The organism is Bacillus zhangzhouensis (assembly GCF_000715205.1).
Taxonomy (GTDB): Bacteria; Bacillota; Bacilli; order Bacillales; family Bacillaceae; genus Bacillus; species Bacillus zhangzhouensis.
The window spans coordinates 1-21,987 of sequence record NZ_JOTP01000037.1 but is presented as its reverse complement, the minus strand read 5'-3'; the positions used below and the strand labels follow the sequence as shown (position 1 = coordinate 21,987).

Genomic DNA, 21,987 nt, shown 5'->3' with positions numbered 1-21,987 from the left:
ATCAGATTAAAAATCCTTACTATATTCTGCCTAAGATAACAGGAGGATTCAGCATAGTGCCGCCCGCCACAACCAATTCTTTCCGCTCATCCACTGAAAGCACAGCAATTAAACGGATTGAGTGGGAACAGAAACGAAATGCCTTTCTTGAGAAGGTACAAAGAGCGGTCAATCGTCTTCCCTATAATGAGAGGCAAATAATCATTAAACGTTACATGCAGCAAGAACCTGTTTTCGATTACCAGGTTTACAACGAGATCGGCATGAGCGAAAGATCGTATACACGCCTGAAAGGAAAGACGTTTCTTGATCTCGCTTATGCTCTCAATGAAGTTGTATTTAAAGCACCCGTTTAGAGGTGTTTTTTATTTTGAAATAAAAAACGACTCCCTAAACAGGAAGTCGTCTTAAAAACTATTAAGATTGGACCCAACATTTACCATCAGTTAACTCTTTGCATTCAACAAGGAAATAACTGTTACTACTTGTCCAAACTTGAGTGTAATTCTTACCATTTACTTTGACTAATACATAATTCCACGCATTAGGATAAGCATCTCTGACCCACACTAATGCATCGATGCTTGCTGCACTTGCGGTATTCATGGAAAATAACATTGATGTAGAAAAGGCAACGGCTAATAAAGCTTTTTTGATTGGTGATTTTTTCATAATAATCCTCTCCTTAATTTGTATTTTAACCCATTAAATGTTAATGGGTTGATTTAATAGTATCAAAGAGAAAAAACAATTTGTGTCGGAAAATGTAAAAAAACCTTAAAATTACCTATTTTCACAGGTGATAATTTTCATATTTTTTAAAAAGAGTGCCTAACACCGATTAACGGTGTTTATATCTTTGGCGTTTTATTGGCGGAAAACTGGCGTGTTTTTGGCGTAATGTTGGCGCAGCATGACAGAAAAAAGGTTGTAATATTGTATTATGCGATAGATTGAGAGGTAGATATTTCATCTCAAAGTTTATGTAATTCCAAATAGTGTTTTAGCTTATGAATACTAGGAAAAAATTGCATTTTTTAAAAAGGATGATTATAATTTTCCTATGAAACATAATGTTTCAAATCCTATTTGGAGAGCAGGGATTTTCAGATGTTTGTTGGTATTGAAAAAAATGAAAGTAATGAAAGAACAGTAACTTATTTAGAAAATTTGGTAATTAGCAAAGAGCTAAAAAGAGTAATTTTATTTAGTGCTGAAATGGATAAATCTCGGAGGGGAATGCAAGATTTTTTAACAGCACTCAATGCCAATAGGTTTAAAACTGCGATTTTCACATATGAAGATGTAATCAATGAATCATATGAAGTTTATCAAAATAAATATGATTTGATTGTGGTTGATGGATTTTTAAATAATGTAGACTTGTCTGATGATGAAGGTAGAGCACTACATCTTTTTTTAAATGCCAATCAGCATAATACTATTTTTTTTCATTGTCCTTTAACTCCAAAAGAAATATTCTCATTAAAGGGAAATTTATTAGATGAAACTACTTTTTCAAGAACTGTTTTTGGAAGTAAACAGCTATTTTGGGATGATTCAGATAGGGAAAACTTTCTCGAACACTTATCTCATTACCGAGAAATGAGTGTGGATCATCGTATTACACAATCAATAGATTTTTTAGAAAATGAGATAGTTCCGTATGATGAATTGAAGTTCTTAAGCAAAGAGAAAATAAAAAGTTTGTTATTAAATGGTGATGATAATGTTAATTCAGTTATCATTATTACAAAAGACTCGAAACTGAAATTAGTGCCTTTTGAAAGTTTTAAATCTTATGATGTTGCTGTAAGACTAGAGTCTTTTGCTGCTGGTAATGGTTATGTTGGTAAAGATCCATCTAAGAGTAGAGTCGATGAATACTTCAGAACCTTATTAGAAGGATTTTATGAGTTTCTCAAAACGGGTAAAGAACAATATCTAGACTATGTTGTTTATTCTCCTATTTCTGATGTAGATCTAATTTTAAAAATCAAACAAGAAATGAATAAAATAGAAATTTAAACTGGCGCCCATTGAGGTGCTTTTTTTATTTTATGTAAAGCGCCCTGTCTGTTTACAAAATCAATGGCGGCTAACAAACAGGGGCGGCTTAGATCAAATAAAAAAGGGAGAGTGTAGATTCATGAAATCGGTCTATGTAGTCTTAACGGATTATGATTGCGATCCTTACCTAGAGTTTTATGAAGATTATTCAGGGGCTAAAAAAGAATTTGATCGAAGAATTAAGGACGAAATTCAAAGCAGCTTTAATATACATCTTTGTCAAACGCTTGAGTCTTTTACAAGTGAAGGTAATAAGTGATGCCCTTGAAACGTTGTAACGTTCCCGCCTGCCGAGAATATATAGACTGGACCAAACGCTATTGTATGAAGCACCAGGGTTATGCTGATAAGCAATACAACAAAGATGTGAGGTACAGCAGGGAGAACGAAGCGCATTACAAATACTATCAAAGCAGAGAATGGAAATCACTTCGAGAAGCAAAGAAGCGTGAGAGTCATTACAGATGCGCTGTATGTGCCGCAGAAGGACGTGTAAACATGTCCAATAGGTTAGTGGTCCATCATAAGTATAAAGAGCTTAGAGAGGTATTTCATGACGATATAGAGCGTAATGATTTAAACAACCTTGAAGTGCTTTGTCAGTTTCATCATAATCAGATTACTTTCGAGAAGGGGAAAAGATGAAACAAAATATAGTTGTGAGCCTATGGAGTGAAGAGAAAAAAGAATTTGTGGAAGTATACGTGACTAACAAAAAGCAAGAATCATTATTAGATGGACATACCTATGAATCAGCGAAGAAAATGTACAGAAAGTATTTTAAGTCCCCCCGACCTTGAACGGGGTGGGCTTTTTTGATTCCTGGAAATCGGCGTCCCCTCAACTTTAAAAAAAGTGTTGAAATGGAGTTTTGATTTTTCCCGTTTTTTGCGGTTTTTCACTCATTCATAAAATGGCTTGGTCCTTTACAGGCGTTGAGATAGAGCAGTATTTCTCATTTGTTTATTTGCCTAAAATTAATAGGTTGGATTTGCTGAAAGGTGGTGGTTTTTATTGGCGAGAAGAAAACAAATGACGGACACATTAAAAGGGCAAATATCAAACGAAGAACGAGAGCAGCGGCAGCAGCATGAAGAAAAATTGAAAGGCATTTCGCCATTGAAAGAGAACCCGCCTTATTGGCTGTCAACAATGGCAAAAAACGAATGGGTAAGAATTTACCCTCATATTATCGAGCTGCCAATATCGGAACTGGATCGCACTTTGTTGGCTATGTACTGTAATAGTTATGCACAGTATCGACAGGCGCTAGAAGATGTGGCAGCAGAGGGACAAGTCGTTTTTGAAGTGAATAGTAAAGGGTTTGAAGTGAAAAAGAAAAACCCGTCTATTGAAATCATGATGCAAATGTCGAAAGAGATTCGAGCCATTGCGGGACAACTTGGTCTTGCGCTTGATGCTCGATTACGTCTAGTTGGTTTAGGTGAAGAGAGCGAGGATGACGATATATTTGAGGCAATGAGGCAGGATGACGACGATTAAAAAAGACCCCGGTACTCTTTACGCTGAAAAAGTAGTAAACGGGGAAATTGTAGCAAGTAAAAAAGTCATCCAGGCGTGCAAACGACATTTGCGGGATCTTGAAAAATCAAAAGACCCTGACTATCCATACGAGTACAAGCCATCAAAAGGGGCGAAGGTTGTAAAGTTTCTTGAAATACTGCCGGATATTTCAACGGGTAAACCTACGACATTAGCACTCTTTCAAAAGTTTATTGTTTATATGATATTTGCCTGGCGAGACAAAGAAACAGGATATAGACGATTTACAAAAGCATATATCAGCATGGCACGTAAAGGCGGTAAATCCGTTCTTGTTGCCGGGATCGCTTTATATGAATTACTTTTCGGTGATGCGCCTAAATACGATAGGCAGATTTACACGACGGCAAATTCTCGTAAACAAGCAAAAGCGGTTTTTAACATGATCGTCATGCAGCTCAGAAAGTTGCGTGCAAAATCAAAACAAATTAAAAAATTCACTAAGATTATTCAAAACGAGATACGTTTTTTACATGCGGATAGCATCATCATGCCGTTATCTCGTGATACAGATAACCTTGACGGCTTAAATGTCTTGATTGGCATTCTTGACGAGTTTCACACGGCTACAAATACAAAAATGATTGAGGTTTTAGAGTCCTCACAAGGTCAGCAAGACCAGGGGCTTATCTTGATCATTAGTACAGCGGGTTTTAAGCTCAACGGTCCTATGTATGCACAAGAATATCCATATGTAACGGATATATTGAGCGGGAAGAAAGAGAACGAAAATTATTTTGCCGTTGTCTATGAGCAGGATGACGAAAAAGAGATAAGCGACGAAAGCACTTGGATAAAAAGTAACCCATTACTTGAAGTTGAAGGTATGAAAAAGAAATTGCTCAAGAACTTACGCAAAAAATTGAAAGAAGCCCAGGAAAAAGACGATTTGAACGGAACGCTTGTTAAAAACTTTAATTTGTGGCGTTCTGCTTCGTCAGATAGTTTATTGAACGGTGACGATTGGAAAGATTGCGCCGTTGAGGAGAAGCCGGATATATACGGGAAGCCTGTTTATATCGGTGTGGATTTATCCAGGTCAGAAGATTTATCTTCACTAGGCTTTATTTATCCTTTAGAGGACGCCGAGGAAAATTTTTATGTTGATAGTCATTCGTTTGTCGGGCGAAAAGGCGGTTTAGAAAACAAGATACAGCGTGACAAAATTGATTATAGAAGGCTTGAGCAAGAAGGGTATTGCACAATAACAGACAAAGAGTCCGGCATCATTAATTTACAACAAGTAATTGATTACATGGTCGATCACATAACGAAATATGATTTGCAAGTAAAGGGCATCTTTTATGATCCATATAACATTTCGTTATTCCTCAATGAAATTGAAAAATATGGCTACCCTGCTTTTGAAGTAAGGCAAGGGGTAAGGACGTTATCAGAGCCAACGAAAAACTTTAGACTCAATGTCATGGATCAGCGTCTCCTCCATACAAACAACCCATTACTCAACCTGGCAATTAACAACGCCATTTTGAAAAAGGTCAATGATACGGTGCAGATCGACAAGGATTTGAACAGGGAAAAAATTGACCCGATCGCTGCATTAATGAATGCATATACAGAAGCAATGTACCATTACGAGCAAAACGAAACAGATTGGGACGCCTACTATCAAAGTGAAGATTTTGGAATATAGAAGGAGGGGAAAGAGTGCCGAAACAATTTAATCATCTAATTTTAGGAGTATGGCGGTACTTCATATCGAACCTTCATACTCTTTTGTTTTTGTTAGGGCTAATCCTTATCAATACCGCCGTTTATATGGTCGGGATGATTTTGGGGATTGCGGCTAGTGGTATTTTGTTAGTCTTTGTTGCCATTCTTCTCAACCATGAAACAGAAAGGGGGTAGAGGAAATTGGCGTTCTTTAGATCAATCAATCAACAAAGCGCAGGACGAAGGGAATTTAACGAAATTTTGGTGGGCTTAGATGGTTTAAGTTATGTCCCGGCAACAGCCATTAAAAATAGTGATGTGTTCACAGCGGTTCACGTCTTAGCGTCAGACATAGCAGCAAGTCCGATCATGATAAGAAACGACGGAATAGAAGAAAAGGATAGTGACCTGTTTCAGCTTATCAACGAGCGCCCTAACGAATATTACTCCGGGTACTCATTCAAATATATTCTTGTCGCCAATGCGCTTTTAAACGGTCAATCGTTTGCTTTTATCAAACGGGATAAACACGGCACGCCCTGGGAGCTTATTCACATGTTAAATAGTGAAGTCTCGGTCGATCAGATAAAGGGACGAAACGATATTGTGTACCGTTATTATCCTTCTGACGGAAAAGAAACTATTTTGAAACCATCTGACGTGCTGCATATCAAGTTTTCCTCACTGGATGGGGTAAACGGAAAGAGCCTCTTATCATGTCTCAAGCATGAACTTGAAAGCCAGGAAGCGGGTAAAAGGCTTGTAACGGACTTTTTTAGACGTGGCACAAATTTGAGCGGCATTGTAACGCTTAAAAAAGGCGTACCATCGCCCGAAGCAAGGGAAAACTTGCGTAATGAATTTGAGAAAGTTAATTCGGGTGTGAGAAATCAACAAAGAATAGCGGTCTTGAGCGAAAACGAAGATTTTAAGCAGCTTGAAATCAGTACAAAGGTTCTTGAGATCGTCAATAACTACACGCATTCAACCAAACAAATTGCGAAAGTGTTCGGGTTGCCGCCTCATAAGTTGGGGATCGAGCAAGTGAACACTTCACTAGAACAAGCGAACCTGGATTATTTGACAAACACGCTTTCAAATTACTTTGCTGCCATTACAGCGGAGTTAAATTTCAAAATGCTTTTTTACCCGGAAAGCAGGACCAAACGTTTTCAGTTTGATGCAAGACGGTTCAAGGAAACGGACGCTAAAACAAAGCGGGAAAATGTCATTGCTTTATTGCAAAACGGCATTTACTCACAGAATGATGCGTTAGCAGAATACGGGATTGCGCCTATTGAAAATGGAGATAGGCGCTTTATGAGTTTGAATTTTGTGGATGTTGACATTATGGACGAAATCCAAAAAGCAAAGGCGAAGGGGCTTCCCATTCCTTCACTTGATAAAGGGGGTGATGATATTGGAAAAGGAGATTAGAGCCATTCAAGAGGGTTCGCTAAAGGCGACAGAAGAAACCGATAAAGGCAGGATGATCACAGGTTATGCATTGAAATTTGGTACACGCAGCCAAAACCTGGGCGGCTTTATCGAAACCATTGAAAAACGAGCGCTGCAAAATGCTGATATGTCAGATGTAAGGGCGCTTATTGATCATGATCCTTCTAAAATTTTGGGAAGGACCAAAGCCGGAACATTGAAACTATCTGTGGATGACATTGGCTTGCGGTTTGAATTGTCTTTACCGAACACGCAATACGCAAACGATCTATATGAAAACTTGAGACTTGGCAACGTTTCAAATTGTTCATTCGGCTTTCATCTTGCCAAAAATGGCGACAGCTTTAAACGAGATGAAAAATCGGGGCTGCCGTTGAGGAGCTTAAACAACATTTCAAGGATTACTGATGTTTCTATCGTCACTTATCCGGCTTATGAAGACACAGATGTTTCGATCGCCCAGCGGCATTTAAAGCAGCATCAAAGCAGCCATTTAGAAAAAGAAAAAATCAAGTTAGAGCTTGATCTAATTGAATTAAGTCTTTAGAAAGCACTCGTACATTGCGGGTGCTTATTTTATTTGGAAAAGGAGCATGTACACATGTTAAAAGAGAAAATCCAGGAATTACGTTCAGAGATTACAAAAAGACAAACGGCTATCAATACAAAAATCAAAGAAGCTCATCAAAGAGCGGAAGAAGACAAGCTAGAAGAAGCAAAAACGATTAAAGATGAGATCACTTCTTTAAAAGCAGAGATTGAGACAATGACAGAAAAGCTAAAAGAATTAGAAGAATTGGCAGGAATGAAAGCGGAAGAAATCACGGAAGCGGGACAAGCCGGAACAGATGAACAAAGATCACTTCCATTAGTCACGCCGCATGTGCGCTTGGATAAAGGAATTGAGGAACAACGCCGCAGCTTTGAAACATTCTTGCGTACTAGAGGTGAAGTCCGAGACGGTTTGACAACAGAAGGAGCAGCGGCAATTATTCCGATTGAAGTCATTACGACACCGCAGAAAACGCCCGAAGATATTGTTGATCTAGTTGAATTTGTGAATAAAGTCAATGTGACAGCACCATCCGGTTCATATCCAGTTTTAGAAAATACAGAAACTGAACTTGTTTCAGTTGCGGAGCTTGAGAAAAACCCCGACCTAGCAAACCCAAAATTCAATAACATTGAATGGAAAGTTGAAACGTATCGTGGTCAATTGGCTATTTCTCAAGAATCAATTGATGACGCTGGCGTAGATTTGACGGCACTTGTAGCGGACCATTTGCAACAAGTTAAACGAAATACAAGAAATACAAAAATTGCGGGTGTCTTAAAAACGTTTACAGCTAAAACAGTTACAGGAACGGACGACATTAAAAAGATTTTAAATGTTGATTTAAAGCAAGCCTATGCCCGTAATGTTCTTTCGACGTCATCCGCATTTCAATTCCTAGACACGCTAAAAGACAAAAACGGTCAATACATCTTGCAAAGTAACATTTCTTCACCATCCGGCAAAACGCTTTTCGGAAGCCCGATCAAAGTTGTTGATGATACATTACTCGGCAAAAAAGTCGGTGATATGAACATGTTTATCGGTGACTTAAAACGAGCTGCCTTCTTTGCCAATCGTGTAGACGTTGTTGCGAAGTGGGTTGAAAATGCGGTGTATGGTCAAGTCCTTTCCCTTGCTATTCGTTTCGACGTAAAGCAAGCGGACAAAAATGCGGGCTTTTATGTAACAATCAAGCCGCCAGTTGAAACAGGCGCTACAGAATAGGAGTGAAGAAATATGACCCTTGAAGAATTAAAACATGCTTTAAGGATCACTCATGACCTGGATGACAAAATGCTAGAAACCATAAAAGCGGCTTCTGAAAAGTTTATTAAAGATAGCGTCACCTTATCGAAAGAGAGGGACGCTTTTTTTATTGATAACCCTTGTTTTGATGATGCGGTCATGATGCTTTGCGGTCACAGGTACGAGAACCGATCAGCGGTATCAAACAAGAATTTACAAGAAGTGCCGTTCGGCGTTATGTCGTACATTCAACAATTTAAAGGGGAGTATCCTTCATGGACTACGGACGATTAAATACGCCGATATCTTTCGTTAAAAAGGGAAACCAAAAGGACCCTATATCCAGGGAGAACACGACCACATTAGAAAGACTTTTCACCACCTGGGCGGAACGGCGAGACCAAAAATTAAGAGAAAAGCTATCAACAGCCGGAACGGTTTTAGAGGATAGTTTGACGTATGTTATTCGCTATCAACAAGTATCGACCATTTCAAACGCTATGCACGTACAGGACCACTTGACCAACGAGCTTTATCAAGTCATTGATATTCTGCCAAACGAGCAGGACAAAGACTTGATCAATGTCTTTGTAAAGAAGGTGAGTTGATGGCGCTAGAGGCTACTGGTTTAGAAGAAACATATAAAGCCGTTGAAAAGATGGCTCGTCAAAATGTAAAAGCGGAAAAGGCTGCCGTTCTTGCAGGAGCAAAGCTGATGGCGGATGGCTTGGAAAAGAACACGCCATTTGATAGCGATAGCGGCAATAAGAAGCATTTAAAATCAGATGTTTTCTATTCCAAACCAAGAGAGGACGGGGAAATATTTTCAACCGTTGGCTATGGTAAGGAAACGGCTTATAGGCTGCATTTTACTAACTTCGGAACGATCAAGCAGCGCCCGCAAAGTTTTATCGAGCGAACGATCAATGAATATGAACAACTCGTTTTATCAAAAATGCAAAGTGTTTATAGGGGGTTGCTCGGGCTATGATGATGCTGCCAATCCAAGAAGTCGAAATGATTTTGACGGGATCAGCCGATCTGACAAGCTACGTGCCGGATGAAAAAGTCTTTCTTGTGGACGTGCCGGAGTTAGATCAAAAGGTAGATCAAGCCCCAATGATCCGTATTAATGAGCTTGAAAGCTATCGTAATGCGTATGAGGATGATCAAGCGACATGCATTAGCGTTGATATACAAATAGATTTATGGACCGGGACAATCAAGGAAGCGCAAGAAATACAACCGATTATTGATCGTTTGATGGCTTCGGCTGACTATCAACAATACGCTTCCGCATTTGATAAAGACCCGGATATACAACTGTACAGATATGCAAGGCGATACAGAGCAAACAAAGAAATAGAAATCACTTTTAAATAGAGAGGATGAAATAAATGGCTACAACAGGATTGAGAGATATTAGAGTCGGCGTTTTTGAGGATGACGCCGCCACAGAAGCAACCGAAGTAATAAATGTACCTGGGGCAATTGAATCAAAATTAGAACCAAGCTCGGAAATTGCCGTTCTTTACGGGGATGATGGGGTATTTGATCAAGAAGGCTCGGGAGTTGGCGAAGCAAAGCTAGAAATTGGCGTGGCTGATCTTACAACCGAAATGAAAAACAAATTGCTAGGTGCTGAAACAATCGGCGGTTGGCTTGAGACATATGGAAAAGATACTGACCCGCCTTTCGTTGCTGTCACATTCCGGCAGAAAACAAAGGGCGGTTTTTGGTATGTTGCGCTTTTAAGAGGAAAATTCGGTATTCCGTCCACAGAAGGCAAAACAAAAGAGGATAAAGTCGAATTTATCACGCCAACTATTGAGGGACAATTCATGCCCCGTAAATCTGATGGTTTAACCTATGTCATGGCGCATAGTGCAAGCGATGGATTCACTGAAAAGGGATTTTATGATTTTGTCTTTAAAGGGATCGCCCCTAGCACTGATGGCGACAACGGAACAGCGGAAGCGCCATCAAGCACCACAACAAAAAAATAGTGTTTTCTGATAGCCAGGTAATTTATTTTACCTGGTTAAACTGGAGTCATTAAAAAATATACGAGGTGTTTAATATGTTGAAATTAACAATGATTGATTCACAAACAAAAGAAGAAAAAACGTACACAAAGGATATGCCGTCAGCTCGTCAATTAAGACGTGCGCTTGAAATACAAGCTCAAGCAGAACAGGGGGAAATGGAAGGTGCTGCAATGCTTGATGAAATGGTCACTTATGTAGTGGGTGTATTCGGGGATCAATTTTCATATGATGACTTTTTAGACAACATTCCGTCTGACAAGGCATTTGAAACCATTGCGGATGTATTGATGCAAGTGACAGGACAAAAAAAGGGAAACGACGGCTCGAAAAAGAAAGCGGTGAAAGCACAGAAATAGAGCATTTAGAAACGTGGCAAGATTACCTAGATTCATTAGATGATATTTACGAAGATTTGATGAAAGAAGGGTACAAGTATCATGAAATAGACAACATGGACTTGAACGGATTTTTGCGTCTTGCGAATCGAAAAGGGCAAAGCGAGGGCAGTGTTCCAATAGATCAGATTTTAAGACCAGGGGGCTTTTAAGCCTTCTTTTATTTTTGAGGAAAGGAGGTAAACCATATGGCAACAGAAGGGCGTCCGATAGGTTCTTTAGTCGTTAATACGACATTAGATAGTACAGGGTTTGACAAAGGCGTCACAGCCTTGAGGCAGCAGCTTAAAACGGCACAGTCCGCAACCAAAGCAACCGCAGCCGAATTTAAAGCATTGGATGACAAGCTCGGTGAAAGTAAAAGTAAGGTGTCGGGATTGTCGGATCAATTGAAGATTCAAGAAAGAATTGTAGATTCCTATAGACAAGCATATGAAAAGCAAGTTGAGCAATATGGAGAGGGATCAACCCAGGCGCAGAAATACGCACAACGCTTAAACTCTCAAATAACAAGCTATCGCAACATGCAAAATGCTTTAAGGCTTGCACAAAGCCAGGTTGAACGGCTTGAGCGTGCGGAATCAGAAGCAGCAAACAGCGCCGACGATTTAGCAACAAGTCATCAAAATGTATCTAATGATGTAACGGCAGCGGGTAAAGAGGTATCCAAACTTTCAAGCATTTTAAAGGGCGGATTTGCTACGGCAGCGGTGGCGGGTACGGCAGCCATTGGAGCATTAACGGCAGCCGTTGGCACGCTTGGTGCAAAAATGACGGCTGATATACAAGCCTCACAAGGGCGTTTAAGAGCGCAGCTAGGCTTGACGGGTGATGAAGCCAAAAGGCTCACAGGCATAGCAAAAGACGTGTGGTCGCAGGGATTCGGAGAGAATTTGGATGATGCAAGAAATGGTTTGTTTCAAATTAAACAAAATATCCGAAGCATTGCAGACAAGGACCTCACGGACGTAACTAAAAAAGCCCTGGTGCTTGCTGATGCTTTTGATTCAGAAGTAAACGAAGTTGCGAGAGCGGGCAACAACCTTATGAAAGGGTTTGGCGTGTCTGTAAGTGATGCGTTTGACCTCATGACTTATGGAGCGCAAAACGGATTGAATTTTTCAAATGAGATGTTCGATAACCTGTCCGAGTATTCAACATTATTCGGAAAAATGGGTTATTCAGCGCAAGAATATTTTCAATTACTCGTCAATGGAACAAAAGCAGGCGTTTACAACCTAGATTACGTCAACGACGTCATGAAAGAGTTTCAAATTCGAGTCAAAGACGGTTCAAAATCAACGAATGAAGCAATGGCTGGAATGTCAAAACCGACACAAAAAGTATGGCAAGACTTTTTAAAAGGTAAAGGGACCGTCAAGGATGTATCAAACACCGTTTTAAAAGAGCTTAAAGGAATGAAAGACCAGGTGGACGCCAACAACATTGGCGTGGCTCTTTTCGGCACAAAATGGGAGGACCTAGAGGCTGACGCCATGTATGCCCTGGGCGGCATTGATGGAAAAATCGGCGACGTAAAGGGCAAAGCTAACGAAGCAGGGGCGGCATTGCAAGACAATCTAGGCACACGCTTTAAAAAGATCGGGCGTCAAACACTGTCAGCGCTAGAGCCGTTAGGAGGCGCGGCGGCTACAATGCTTGAAAAAGCCTTTAATGTTGCTGATCCGATCATGAAACAAATGTCCAGCGCTGGCAATACAGTAAAACAGGCAATGGCGGGCATTTGGGGCATATTGCAAGGCGAGGGAAGCGCTGAACGCTTAGAGGGTTATGGTATATTATCGCAGCTATTCCCGCCTGGCGTGGTTGATATGATTGCCAGCACTACTGATACCGTGAAAGGCGTAATAGATACTATTAAAAATTCATTTAAGAGTATGCAGCCGACTTTCCAGGCAATAGGCGGCATTTTGATGAATGTATTTGTTACAATGGCGCCGATTGTAAAACAAGCCCTGGGCGGCATTTTGTCATTTATCGGACAGCTTGCCACAGTGTGGGGAACGTTTTGGAAAGAAAACGGCGGTGTGATCACAGAAGCCTTGCAAAATATTTGGTCCGTTGTCCAATTTGTCATGCCCGCCATTATGGCTATTATCAAAAGCGTTTGGGGCAACATTAAAGGTGTTGTCATGGGCGCAATGCAAGTGATACAAGGTGTTATAAAATTATTCTCGGGCTTGCTAACGGGAGACTTCGGCAAGATGTGGGAAGGCATCAAAGACGTGTTTTTCGGCTCGATTAAAGCAATATGGAATTTTGTGCAATTGTCCTTTTTCGGAAAGATTCTCGGGATTGCGAAATCATTAGGAAAAGGGCTATTAGGCATCTTCCCGAAAATGTGGTCTAGCATTGTCGGTTTCTTTAAAAATGGCGCTGCAAACACCGGGAAAATGGTCACTTGGCTTAAAGACAAAGCCGTTTCAATTGCAACAAGCATGAAGGACGGCATGGTCAAGCGTTTTTGGGACATTGTAGACGCAGCTAAAAAATTACCGGGTAAAATCGGTAATGGAATTAAAAACATGGCAGGGGAGGCGTTAAAAGGTGTCAAGGCATTAGCAAATAAAATGAATGACAAACTATCCTTTGTTGTGAATGGTGTTATAGGTGGCGTTAACTGGGTTCTTGGTAAAGTGGGCGTACCCGAGGAAAATCAAATACCGAAATGGACGCCGCCGAAATACGCAAAAGGGACGGGCGGACACCCAGGAGGACCCGCCATTTTAGGTGATGGCGGAATGCAAGAGTTGTTTATCACGCCTGGCGGTCAAATGGGGCTATCTCCTTCAACCGACACAATGATGAACCTTCCAAAAGGAACCGAGGTATTGTCAGGACCTAAAACGAAAGCATTGTTTGATGACGTGCCATTTTACAAAGATGGTACAGGGAAGGGCGGCAACTTCATTTCTAGTCTTTTCGGTAAGGTGAAAGACCTGGTACTTGATGTGTCTGACTTCATTACGAAGCCTAGCAAGCTAATGAATACATTGCTTCAAAAAATGGGGATCACGACCCCGAGCATGGCAGGCGGCTTTGGTCAGATCGTAAAAGGTAGCTTTTCTTTTATCAAGGACAAAGCGGTTTCCTTTATTAAAAACAAGATCAAAGACTTTGGTTTTGTTCCTGGTGAGGGAGGCAGCGCAGCCGTAAAGAAATGGGTTGCTCAAGCAATTGCGATTAAGGGCATTTCCCCATCTTTTTCAAAAGCACTTGAAACGATCGCCATGAAAGAGTCGGGCGGAAACCCTACAGTCGTTAACAATTGGGACAGCAACGCTAAAGCGGGGCATCCGTCCCAGGGGCTTATGCAATTCATTCCGTCTACCTTTGCAGCAAACAAAGAACCTGGTTACGGAAATATCAAAAACCCCGTACACCAGGTTATTGCGGCCATCAACTATTTGAATAGTCGGTATGGCGGAATTAACAAGCACCCGGGCTTGGTCAACATGAGAAAAGGCGGCAAGTACATTGGCTATGATAAAGGCGGTATCATTACCCGAAATCATACGGCAGAGGTCCACAAAGGGGAAATGATTTTACCTTTAAGGCAATTCAGAAGAAACCGAGCCATGCAGGTACTTGCTCAAGCTAATCGAATGGTAGGCTATCAGCCCGAGCAGCCGGGACAAGGTTCAACAAATGTAATTGTTCAAAATGATAGTGCCGATGCTATTAAGCAACTAGAAAACAAGTTTGATCAAATGATCGGTTTGTTGACACAGATCGCCATGAAAGACACCACGATAAATGTTGAGGGACTAAACAAGTATAATATGGATTTACTTAAAAATAGGCAGCGTAGGGGAGGGCTTGCGACTTGAGCTATGAATTTTATACGGATTACGGGGAAGGACTTCAATTGATCAGCGAGCACCTTCCCTTTTTACGTTGCGTAAAATTTACGCCTGTGTCGGCTTCAATCGAACGTCAAACGGCAGTTGTGGCAAATAGACCTGGATTAAAACAAACGTCGAAAAAAGTAAGGTTTAAAGAAAGAAAAATCAAAGCCCGATTTTATATTAAAGCAAAAAGCACGGATCAGTTTAATAGATACAGAGCGGCGCTCACAAGGGAGCTTGTAAGAGAAGAACCCTATTACATTAGTTGTTCTTTTTCACCCGGTATACGCTACCTGGTGACGTGTGATGATGAAATCGAAATCGAAAAAGATGACGGGAAAAATTATAAAGAAGTTGATGTGGAATTCACCGCAGCGCTTGGACTTGGCGAAACCGTTTTTAATACTGAAAAGCCCTTGAATTTGAGCGGAGAGTATTTTTATCTCGGGATGAATTTGCCAAGCCAAGACGATCTAAAATATCGCTTTTCATCCAATACGTTCAAAGTCTACAACGCTTCTGATGTGACAATTGATCCTATTGACTTTGATTATAGCGTCACCATGTATTTAACAGGTAAGGACGTGAAGATACGCAATGATGCCACGAAAGAGGCGTTAACGATAAGGGGATCAGTTTCTAAAAAGCAAAAAATCGTTATCACACGTCAATATGTCATGATTGATGGGAAAATGGCGGACACGTCCGGGCGCTTTCCGAGCTTGCGCCCTGGCTTTAATCCATTTGAGATCGAAGGCGCATCCAGTATTGATATACGATTTGTCTTGCGCTTTTACTATAAGTAGGTGAAATGATGAATCAATTATTTGTACAGTCAAAGCACGATCCAACAAATAAAGTACCGTTGGAATATGTAGAACCCGAAGTCTCGGACAAATTAGACGGCACAAAGCAATTATCATTTCAGTGTTTACAAATACCCGAGACTGAACTTGCTTTCGATATGCTTGTAAATGACAACATTTTGCTCATAGATGAGATCGAGCATAAAGCGCAACGGTACGTTATTGTCGAAGATGAAAAGAAAACAGAAAACGGGGTGTCATTCCGTAATGTGACGGCTGACCATATGTATATTGTTCGTCTGACATTTAACCAGGTGGACGAAGAAATCAGCGGAGAAATAGACATAGACACAGCGCTTAAACACGCTTTAAAAGGGAGCGGCTTTTCATATACCATCATGCCGGATGCTAAAGGCTTGAAAGCCAAACTAGAAGGATTCGGCAAGAAAAAGTCGTTAGAGCTGATGAACGATCTTATATCGGCTTTTGTCGTGGAACTTGATGTAAACAATGATCATATTTACGTGTATAAAGAAATCAAAAAGCGGATCAATTATAAATTAGATACCAGGGCGAATATGAATACGATTAGTGTTAAAAGCAGCTTGTCCGAGTCTTACACACGAATAAAGGGTTATGGAAAGGTGAAGGAAGAAAAGGACACAGCAAGCGAGGAAACAAAAGGCTATGATAGTAAATCGGCGAAATGGAAAATAAACAGTGATTTAAATGCCATGTATGCGGAGGACGTTGGACAAACGTTCTCTTTTACGTTTAAAGGAACAGGCTTCAGCGTGAAGCTGATCAAAGAAAAATTAGGCGGGAAAATCACGTTCAACATAGATAAAAAGACAAACAAAACATTCAGCACGTACAAAGACACAGGCAAAGAAAGTCATGTTGTTGAAACGGTTGACGTGATTCGAGGTCTTGAGGATAAAGAGCATACGGTCGTTGCAACGTTTAAGGGAAAGGACAGCAAAAACCCGAACACGAAAAAAATGAAAACGGGTTTTCGGGTGAGCGTGCCTAACGGGAATTTTATTGGACTTTATCGGACCTTTAAAAATGATGAAAAGTACATGTTCCCACCTGTGACATACATTCACCCGGACGAAAAACTTTTTCTTGTAGATGGTCGCCCGAGAGTAGCAGAAACAGTTTACGAGGATTCCATTTCAAAAAAAGAGGACATGGAAAAACTTCTAAAAGAGAAAGTTGACCCTTATCCGAAATTGACTATCGAATTGGATTTTGAAAAAGTGTATGATCCGAAGCTCGAAGCGATTGAGGACAACATTTGTAAAGGCGCTATTGTTCCAGTCATTGCAGATACAGCATACGGCATCCTGTTTGAAGGAGAGGTAAGGGTACAGGAGATCAAATATAACCCTCTCAATTTGGATATGAAGCCGTCTGTCACACTGACGAATTATCGTAAAGACATTATTGACTATCAACTAGAGCAGACCGTCGCAATGAAGAAGCAGCGGGATTTAATCAAGAAAGAAATAGCCGAAATGCTTGAGGCTCAAAAGAGTATAGCAAGCAGCACACAAAATCAATTAAATAATATCAATACAAAGGTTTCCCAAGATTTGAGCTTGTCATATTCAAGCGTTACGAAAACCTGGTCAATTGATGATAGCAGCATAGACGGAGCTGAAATTGACGAGATAGGGAACACCATAGATATTGATATAGGTTTCGACATAAAACCGAAAAGCCCGAGGGCGGGCGTTGATTTTGATTTAAGTCTAAAGGGGATCACGGCAGGCGCAACCGTTGATACGACAAACCCAAGCGGCATGAATATTATGCTTGCTAAAGACGGTCAAAGGATCAGCCCAACGGCTGCCGATCTTCCAAACGGCGCACAAATTAATATTTCATTTTACTTAGATAGCTGACGGGAAAACGTCGGCTATTTTTTATGAAAGGAGCTGATAGCATGGGAAGATTCAGCTTGTTAAAAGTATTCAAGATCGGAAAAAATGCAGAGTTTGAAGATAATCTATCGCAAAATGCACGTTCCACAGAAAACGCATTGAATCAACTAGATATTGAAATTAAGGAACACAAAGCAAGCGAAAAAGCTCACGAAGCGGCAAGCATCATCCACAGAGGGAAAAGCGTGGCGCATTGGCTTAATAGTTATTGGTCACGGCTTGTAAATCTGATCGTCAATCATGACGGCAACGATATAAAAGAGGTTGTGGACGGAAGGGTTTCGCTTGATGCGACCATTCATCCAACCTTAAACGACCGACTTGAATATGACTTCGATCAATTTGAAAAGAAGGTCAATGACATGCTTTCGATCGTGTCTTTGCAGCCGTTTTTAAACAAATACGGCAATTTCACAAAGGCTTTACAAGCAGCGCTAGAATTATCAAAAGATCGCCCGATTTGGCTTTATATTCCCCCAGGAGGCTATACGCTGCGTGAACGGGTGAGGATTTATAAAAATACTCATATCACTTTACAGGCAGGGGCAACGATCAAGCGTGGCTTTGTTGGCAGCATGTTTGTAAATGGTGATTCAAATGAGAGTTTCACCGAGTACAACGGGCACGGGAACTTGATCATTGACGGACAAGGAACAATTGACAGCATGGGGCATGAGATCAAACAGCAGTGTTCTATTTTCAGCTTTGCCCATGCATCCGGCATTATCATGCGAGATATTACCTTGCGAAATGTATGTGGTGGTCACGCCCTTGATTGTGCTGGAAATGAAAATGTGCTGATCGACAATGTGACATTCGAAGGGTTTGCGGACTATGTAGGAGACAGATGGTTTTCCGCAGCGGTTCAAGCTGATTTGATGCGTTCATCTAGTAACTTTGGTGCGTTTGGAGCTTATGATCACACACCAACACGAAACCTTACGATGCAAAATTGTACGGTTAGAAAATCCGCAGAGCTTGGCGGCTATCCTAGAGCCATTGATTCACATACAAGCACTGACGGCGTTCTTTATTCGGGCATTCGATTTCTCAATAACAAGGTCTATGATTGCACAGAATGGGCGGTATCGGGCAACAAATGGCAAGATGTGTTCATTGACGGCAATTCCTTTGAAAGTTGTTCCGGCGGCGTTAGAACGTTATTACCGAGCGTCAGCAGCGTCTATACGCAAGACAAAAACGGAAACCAAACGGGAAGAGTCAATAAGACAAAGCGTCACACAATTACAAATAACAAATTTAAAAATATGTCGGTTGATCATGCAATCCAGGTTTTCGGTCGCAAAGGGTATCAAACCATTGATCACGTAGTCATTTCAAAAAATCAAATTGACGGCACAACCAGGCACGGTATTCATGTGTCTGACGTCAAACACTTTATGATTCACGATAACAATATGGAGAACATTGGACACCACGGCGTACTAGTTACACGCAGCACCCGGGGAAAAGTTCACCATAATACAGGAAGTGACATCCAGGGTAACGGTGTGCGAGTAGAGGAAGGAAGTTGTGATTATGTATCGGTTGATGATAACACGCTAGAAGAGATCGGCTTCTCGGGTATATCTGTCTCGGGTGAATCTGAATATGTATCGGTCGATGATAACACGATCATGAATGCGGGCAAGCGTGGGGATGAATACGACTTTATTTTACTTATGGATGGTGTCAAAAATAGCGCCGTCCGTAACAACACTGCAAACGGAAAGACTGGAAGACACGGTTTGTATTTAACAAGCAAATGTTCATCCATACAACACTATGGAAACCGACTAAAAGGCGCCGGAAAAGTATCAGCATTAAACGATAATAGCGTTGATCCAATACGTACAGTTGAAAATATAACTTGATTTGAGGGGGGATAACATGACGAATCAACTTTTTAAAAATGGCGTGCTGCCTTTCGTGGTTGATGCCTATGATCAAAGCGTGTACGATTCAAAAATTGTTTTTTCTACACAAGATATAGGCACGGCAAAGCTAATTTTCAAATTGCGTAAAGATGGCGTGCCTTTGCCTCTTTCAGCGGTTGACGGAAAACTCATACTATCATTCAACAATGGATCCAAGAACGTTCGGAATATCACTCTTATAGACAAGGTTGAGGGCATAGCTGAATACGTCTTAGATAATGACGAAATCAAGCTATATGGCAAGGTTCAAGCGTCCTTAAATTTGTATTACCGAAATGGACAAGCCTTGTCAGTTCACGAATTTACATTTGAGATTGATCGAAATTTAATAGATCAGGACATTGCCCCGGCAGCGGAATTTTATATTGATGATTTTCAATCTCTTAAAATCGAAATAGAACGTAAAGCAGCGCAGCTTGAAGCGGATATAAAAAAGCGAACTGACGATATGCAAGGAAACATTGATAAGATCACCAAAGAGCTTCAAGAGCAGCTTGACAGGATGAAAGAGAAACTTGACGATCTCGAAGCGCTTGAAACCAAACAAGGCGCACAAGATAAAGTAGACGCAGCGCTTGTAGCAGCTAAAAAATATACGGACGATCATGCAACAGATCAAAAAATACATGTGACCGAAGACAAACAAAAAGCGTGGGACGCAAAAGAAACAACTTCCGGCGCTCAAACTAAAGCTAATAAGGCTTTGAGTGACGCAAAATCATACACAGACGAGTTATCCCAAAAAGCACAGATGTATAAATTGACGACAGATTCAGGATTTAGACAAGCAGTGCCAACCACAATCGGAGGAACTAATTTGTTTGAATTACCGCCTGGCTTCTATTATGGCGCAGGTCAATATTTCACTAATCTTCCGACCACAAATGATACATCTTGGTTTAACGTTGATGTATTTACAACAGGTATTAGGAAAAACTTTCACGTCATCCGTAGCGCTGATAATACACATTGGTTTGGGACAATTCATACTGATGGATCATTTAAAGGATGGAAACGTATCGTTACTGATGCTGATGCAAACAGCAAATGGGAATACCCTACTATTGTAAACGGTTGGAAAACATATAAGAGTGAAGTCAATAATGATTATAGGGTTCGTTATACAAAGGATGCGTTAGGATGGGTACACATTACCGGAGCGATAACAGGGGGAACGCTTGGCGATGTGGCGGCATTTGTACTAGATGAAGGGTATAGACCATCAACGCCTCTATATAACGTAGGTTTAGCATCAAGTACAGGCGGTGCAAGTGGTCCGCAAATATGTCGCCAGTACATTGCAACTGATGGACGCTTTTGTATTCAGACAACTTCTAGTAACACCGAGTTTATCGTCGTTAACTTTTCATTTAAGGTTTAAGGAGGCGTTTTATATGAACACTATTTTTCAATATGATGAGAATTTCATTTATGTTATAGGGGGTGATTTGAAAATAACAGAAGATGAAGAAATTCCGAGTGGTTATACTGACGTGCCGCCGGAAGAAGGACTATATAAAGCGAAATTTGATCCAAAGAAAAAGATGTGGTTTGAATCAGCTTCTAAAGAGTATATAGAGAGCTTGCAGCCAAAGCCGCAGCCGTCAGAAATGGAGATCATGCAGAAGGAAATAGCCGAGCTTTATTACTTGTTTGCGGTAGGCGGTGAATCTTCATGACTGATTGGTTTAGTAGAATCAAAAGTTTTTATGATAGAGAATTATGGTCAAAAGAAATGGTTTATAACACAGTAGCAGCGGGGAGAATCACCCCCGAACAATATGAGGAAATCACAGGTGAGCCATACGAGGTATAGGCTTATTTTTTATGCTTATGGCGGGAGAAGGTGAGATTGTTGGAAATGGATTTGGCGCAATATTTAATGACACAAGGACCGTTTGCGGTTCTTTTTTGTTGGGTGTTATTTTATGTCTTGAACACGACCAAAGAGCGTGAAAACAAGCTGAATGAACAAATTGACGCACAAAATGACGTCTTAGCAAAATTCAGTGAAAAATATGACGTTGTCATTGAAAAATTAGATCGAATCGAAAGAAACCAAAAATAAAAACGAAAAGAGGAATTTTTGATATGAAAAACTTTGACAAAGGCACGGTCGTTCGCACGGTGCTTCTTTTTATTGCACTAATCAACCAGGCGCTAATCATGTTTGGCAAACCTGTTTTGCCGATCAGTGAGGACCAAGTAAACACATTAACAGAAACTTTATACCTTGCTTTCTCAATGGTCTTCACGTTAGTGACAACACTTGTTGCATGGTTCAAAAACAACTATGTGACTGATAAAGGCAAGTTGCAAAAAGAAGTCCTAAAACAAAAAGGATTAACAAAATAAAAGGGCTGCCCCAGGTGGCTTTTTTTAATACTAATACAATTTTAAGGAGTAGATGAACAATG

26 protein-coding genes are annotated in these 21,987 nt (G+C 40.6%); 25 read left to right on the top strand and 1 reads right to left on the bottom strand.

Annotation, left to right across the window (positions count from 1 at the left end):
• Positions 1-356 (top strand): ArpU family phage packaging/lysis transcriptional regulator (locus BA70_RS17670; RefSeq protein ID WP_034325020.1); only part of this gene is annotated, 356 nt, incomplete at its 5' end.
• A 61-nt stretch (positions 357-417) separates the two neighbouring features.
• Here the strand turns inward: BA70_RS17670 and BA70_RS17665 are convergent.
• Complete coding sequence (locus BA70_RS17665) at positions 418-672, bottom strand: hypothetical protein (protein WP_034325014.1); 255 nt, start codon at positions 670-672, stop codon at positions 418-420.
• A gap of 438 nt (positions 673-1,110) precedes the next feature.
• Between BA70_RS17665 and BA70_RS17660 the strand changes: the two genes are divergently transcribed.
• The 24 genes from BA70_RS17660 to BA70_RS17550 all read left to right on the top strand — a co-directional run bounded on the left by BA70_RS17660 (position 1,111) and on the right by BA70_RS17550 (position 21,925).
• Positions 1,111-2,028: a hypothetical protein gene (locus BA70_RS17660; RefSeq protein ID WP_034325012.1), complete on the top strand. Its 918-nt coding sequence runs from the start codon at positions 1,111-1,113 to the stop codon at positions 2,026-2,028.
• A gap of 121 nt (positions 2,029-2,149) precedes the next feature.
• Positions 2,150-2,329, top strand: coding sequence for a hypothetical protein (locus BA70_RS17655; protein ID WP_034325011.1), 180 nt, complete (start codon positions 2,150-2,152; stop codon positions 2,327-2,329).
• Complete coding sequence (locus BA70_RS17650) at positions 2,329-2,715, top strand: HNH endonuclease (RefSeq protein WP_034325009.1); 387 nt, start codon at positions 2,329-2,331, stop codon at positions 2,713-2,715. The genes BA70_RS17655 and BA70_RS17650 overlap by 1 nt, the downstream gene beginning before the upstream one ends.
• 369 nt (positions 2,716-3,084) lie before the next feature.
• The gene (locus BA70_RS17645) at positions 3,085-3,573 is read left to right on the top strand and encodes a phage terminase small subunit P27 family (protein ID WP_034325008.1); all 489 of its coding nucleotides are present in this window, start codon (positions 3,085-3,087) and stop codon (positions 3,571-3,573) included.
• A complete protein-coding gene (locus BA70_RS17640) occupies positions 3,560-5,287 on the top strand; it encodes a terminase large subunit (protein WP_034325006.1) in 1,728 nt (575 codons plus the stop codon). Before BA70_RS17645 ends, BA70_RS17640 begins: the two co-directional genes overlap by 14 nt.
• A 14-nt stretch (positions 5,288-5,301) precedes the next feature.
• Positions 5,302-5,502: a hypothetical protein gene (locus tag BA70_RS17635; RefSeq protein WP_034325004.1), complete on the top strand. Its 201-nt coding sequence runs from the start codon at positions 5,302-5,304 to the stop codon at positions 5,500-5,502.
• A 6-nt stretch (positions 5,503-5,508) separates the two neighbouring features.
• The gene (locus BA70_RS17630) at positions 5,509-6,744 is read left to right on the top strand and encodes a phage portal protein (RefSeq protein WP_034325003.1); all 1,236 of its coding nucleotides are present in this window, start codon (positions 5,509-5,511) and stop codon (positions 6,742-6,744) included.
• On the top strand, positions 6,722-7,312 hold the full coding sequence (locus BA70_RS17625) for an HK97 family phage prohead protease (RefSeq protein ID WP_034325002.1): 591 nt from the start codon (positions 6,722-6,724) through the stop codon (positions 7,310-7,312). The genes BA70_RS17630 and BA70_RS17625 overlap by 23 nt, the downstream gene beginning before the upstream one ends.
• 54 nt (positions 7,313-7,366) lie before the next feature.
• Positions 7,367-8,545: a phage major capsid protein gene (locus tag BA70_RS17620; protein WP_034325000.1), complete on the top strand. Its 1,179-nt coding sequence runs from the start codon at positions 7,367-7,369 to the stop codon at positions 8,543-8,545.
• Positions 8,546-8,557: 12 nt separating this feature from the next.
• Positions 8,558-8,860 (top strand): head-tail connector protein, encoded by a 303-nt coding sequence (locus tag BA70_RS17615; protein ID WP_034324998.1) that lies wholly within the window; start codon positions 8,558-8,560, stop codon positions 8,858-8,860.
• Positions 8,842-9,174, top strand: coding sequence for a phage head completion protein (locus BA70_RS17610; RefSeq protein ID WP_034324997.1), 333 nt, complete (start codon positions 8,842-8,844; stop codon positions 9,172-9,174). Before BA70_RS17615 ends, BA70_RS17610 begins: the two co-directional genes overlap by 19 nt.
• A complete protein-coding gene (locus BA70_RS17605) occupies positions 9,174-9,557 on the top strand; it encodes an HK97-gp10 family putative phage morphogenesis protein (protein WP_034324996.1) in 384 nt (127 codons plus the stop codon). Before BA70_RS17610 ends, BA70_RS17605 begins: the two co-directional genes overlap by 1 nt.
• Complete coding sequence (locus BA70_RS17600) at positions 9,557-9,949, top strand: hypothetical protein (RefSeq protein ID WP_034325018.1); 393 nt, start codon at positions 9,557-9,559, stop codon at positions 9,947-9,949. Before BA70_RS17605 ends, BA70_RS17600 begins: the two co-directional genes overlap by 1 nt.
• 14 nt (positions 9,950-9,963) lie before the next feature.
• A complete protein-coding gene (locus BA70_RS17595; RefSeq protein WP_051691186.1) occupies positions 9,964-10,572 on the top strand; it encodes a major tail protein in 609 nt (202 codons plus the stop codon).
• A 77-nt stretch (positions 10,573-10,649) separates the two neighbouring features.
• Positions 10,650-10,970 carry a phage tail assembly chaperone G gene (gpG, locus tag BA70_RS17590; protein ID WP_160171278.1) on the top strand — a complete coding sequence of 107 codons (321 nt, stop codon included), beginning with the start codon at positions 10,650-10,652 and terminating at the stop codon, positions 10,968-10,970.
• 227 nt (positions 10,971-11,197) lie between these two features.
• Entirely contained in the window at positions 11,198-14,860 is a 3,663-nt protein-coding gene (locus BA70_RS17585; protein ID WP_034324994.1) for a phage tail tape measure protein, read from the top strand.
• Positions 14,857-15,684 carry a phage tail domain-containing protein gene (locus BA70_RS17580; protein WP_034324993.1) on the top strand — a complete coding sequence of 276 codons (828 nt, stop codon included), beginning with the start codon at positions 14,857-14,859 and terminating at the stop codon, positions 15,682-15,684. Before BA70_RS17585 ends, BA70_RS17580 begins: the two co-directional genes overlap by 4 nt.
• A gap of 8 nt (positions 15,685-15,692) precedes the next feature.
• Positions 15,693-17,594, top strand: a complete 1,902-nt coding sequence (locus tag BA70_RS17575) for a phage tail protein (RefSeq protein ID WP_034324992.1) — start codon at positions 15,693-15,695, stop codon at positions 17,592-17,594.
• A 41-nt stretch (positions 17,595-17,635) separates the two neighbouring features.
• Positions 17,636-19,507 carry a right-handed parallel beta-helix repeat-containing protein gene (locus BA70_RS17570; RefSeq protein WP_051691185.1) on the top strand — a complete coding sequence of 624 codons (1,872 nt, stop codon included), beginning with the start codon at positions 17,636-17,638 and terminating at the stop codon, positions 19,505-19,507.
• A gap of 16 nt (positions 19,508-19,523) precedes the next feature.
• Entirely contained in the window at positions 19,524-20,951 is a 1,428-nt protein-coding gene (locus BA70_RS17565) for a BppU family phage baseplate upper protein (RefSeq protein ID WP_034324991.1), read from the top strand.
• A gap of 13 nt (positions 20,952-20,964) precedes the next feature.
• Complete coding sequence (locus BA70_RS17560; protein ID WP_034324990.1) at positions 20,965-21,249, top strand: hypothetical protein; 285 nt, start codon at positions 20,965-20,967, stop codon at positions 21,247-21,249.
• On the top strand, positions 21,246-21,386 hold the full coding sequence (locus BA70_RS19740) for an XkdX family protein (RefSeq protein WP_078061761.1): 141 nt from the start codon (positions 21,246-21,248) through the stop codon (positions 21,384-21,386). The genes BA70_RS17560 and BA70_RS19740 overlap by 4 nt, the downstream gene beginning before the upstream one ends.
• 39 nt (positions 21,387-21,425) lie before the next feature.
• Positions 21,426-21,638 (top strand): BhlA/UviB family holin-like peptide, encoded by a 213-nt coding sequence (locus BA70_RS17555; RefSeq protein WP_034324986.1) that lies wholly within the window; start codon positions 21,426-21,428, stop codon positions 21,636-21,638.
• Between the two features lie 23 nt (positions 21,639-21,661).
• Positions 21,662-21,925: a phage holin gene (locus BA70_RS17550; protein ID WP_034324985.1), complete on the top strand. Its 264-nt coding sequence runs from the start codon at positions 21,662-21,664 to the stop codon at positions 21,923-21,925.
• Positions 21,926-21,987 lie beyond the last annotated feature (62 nt).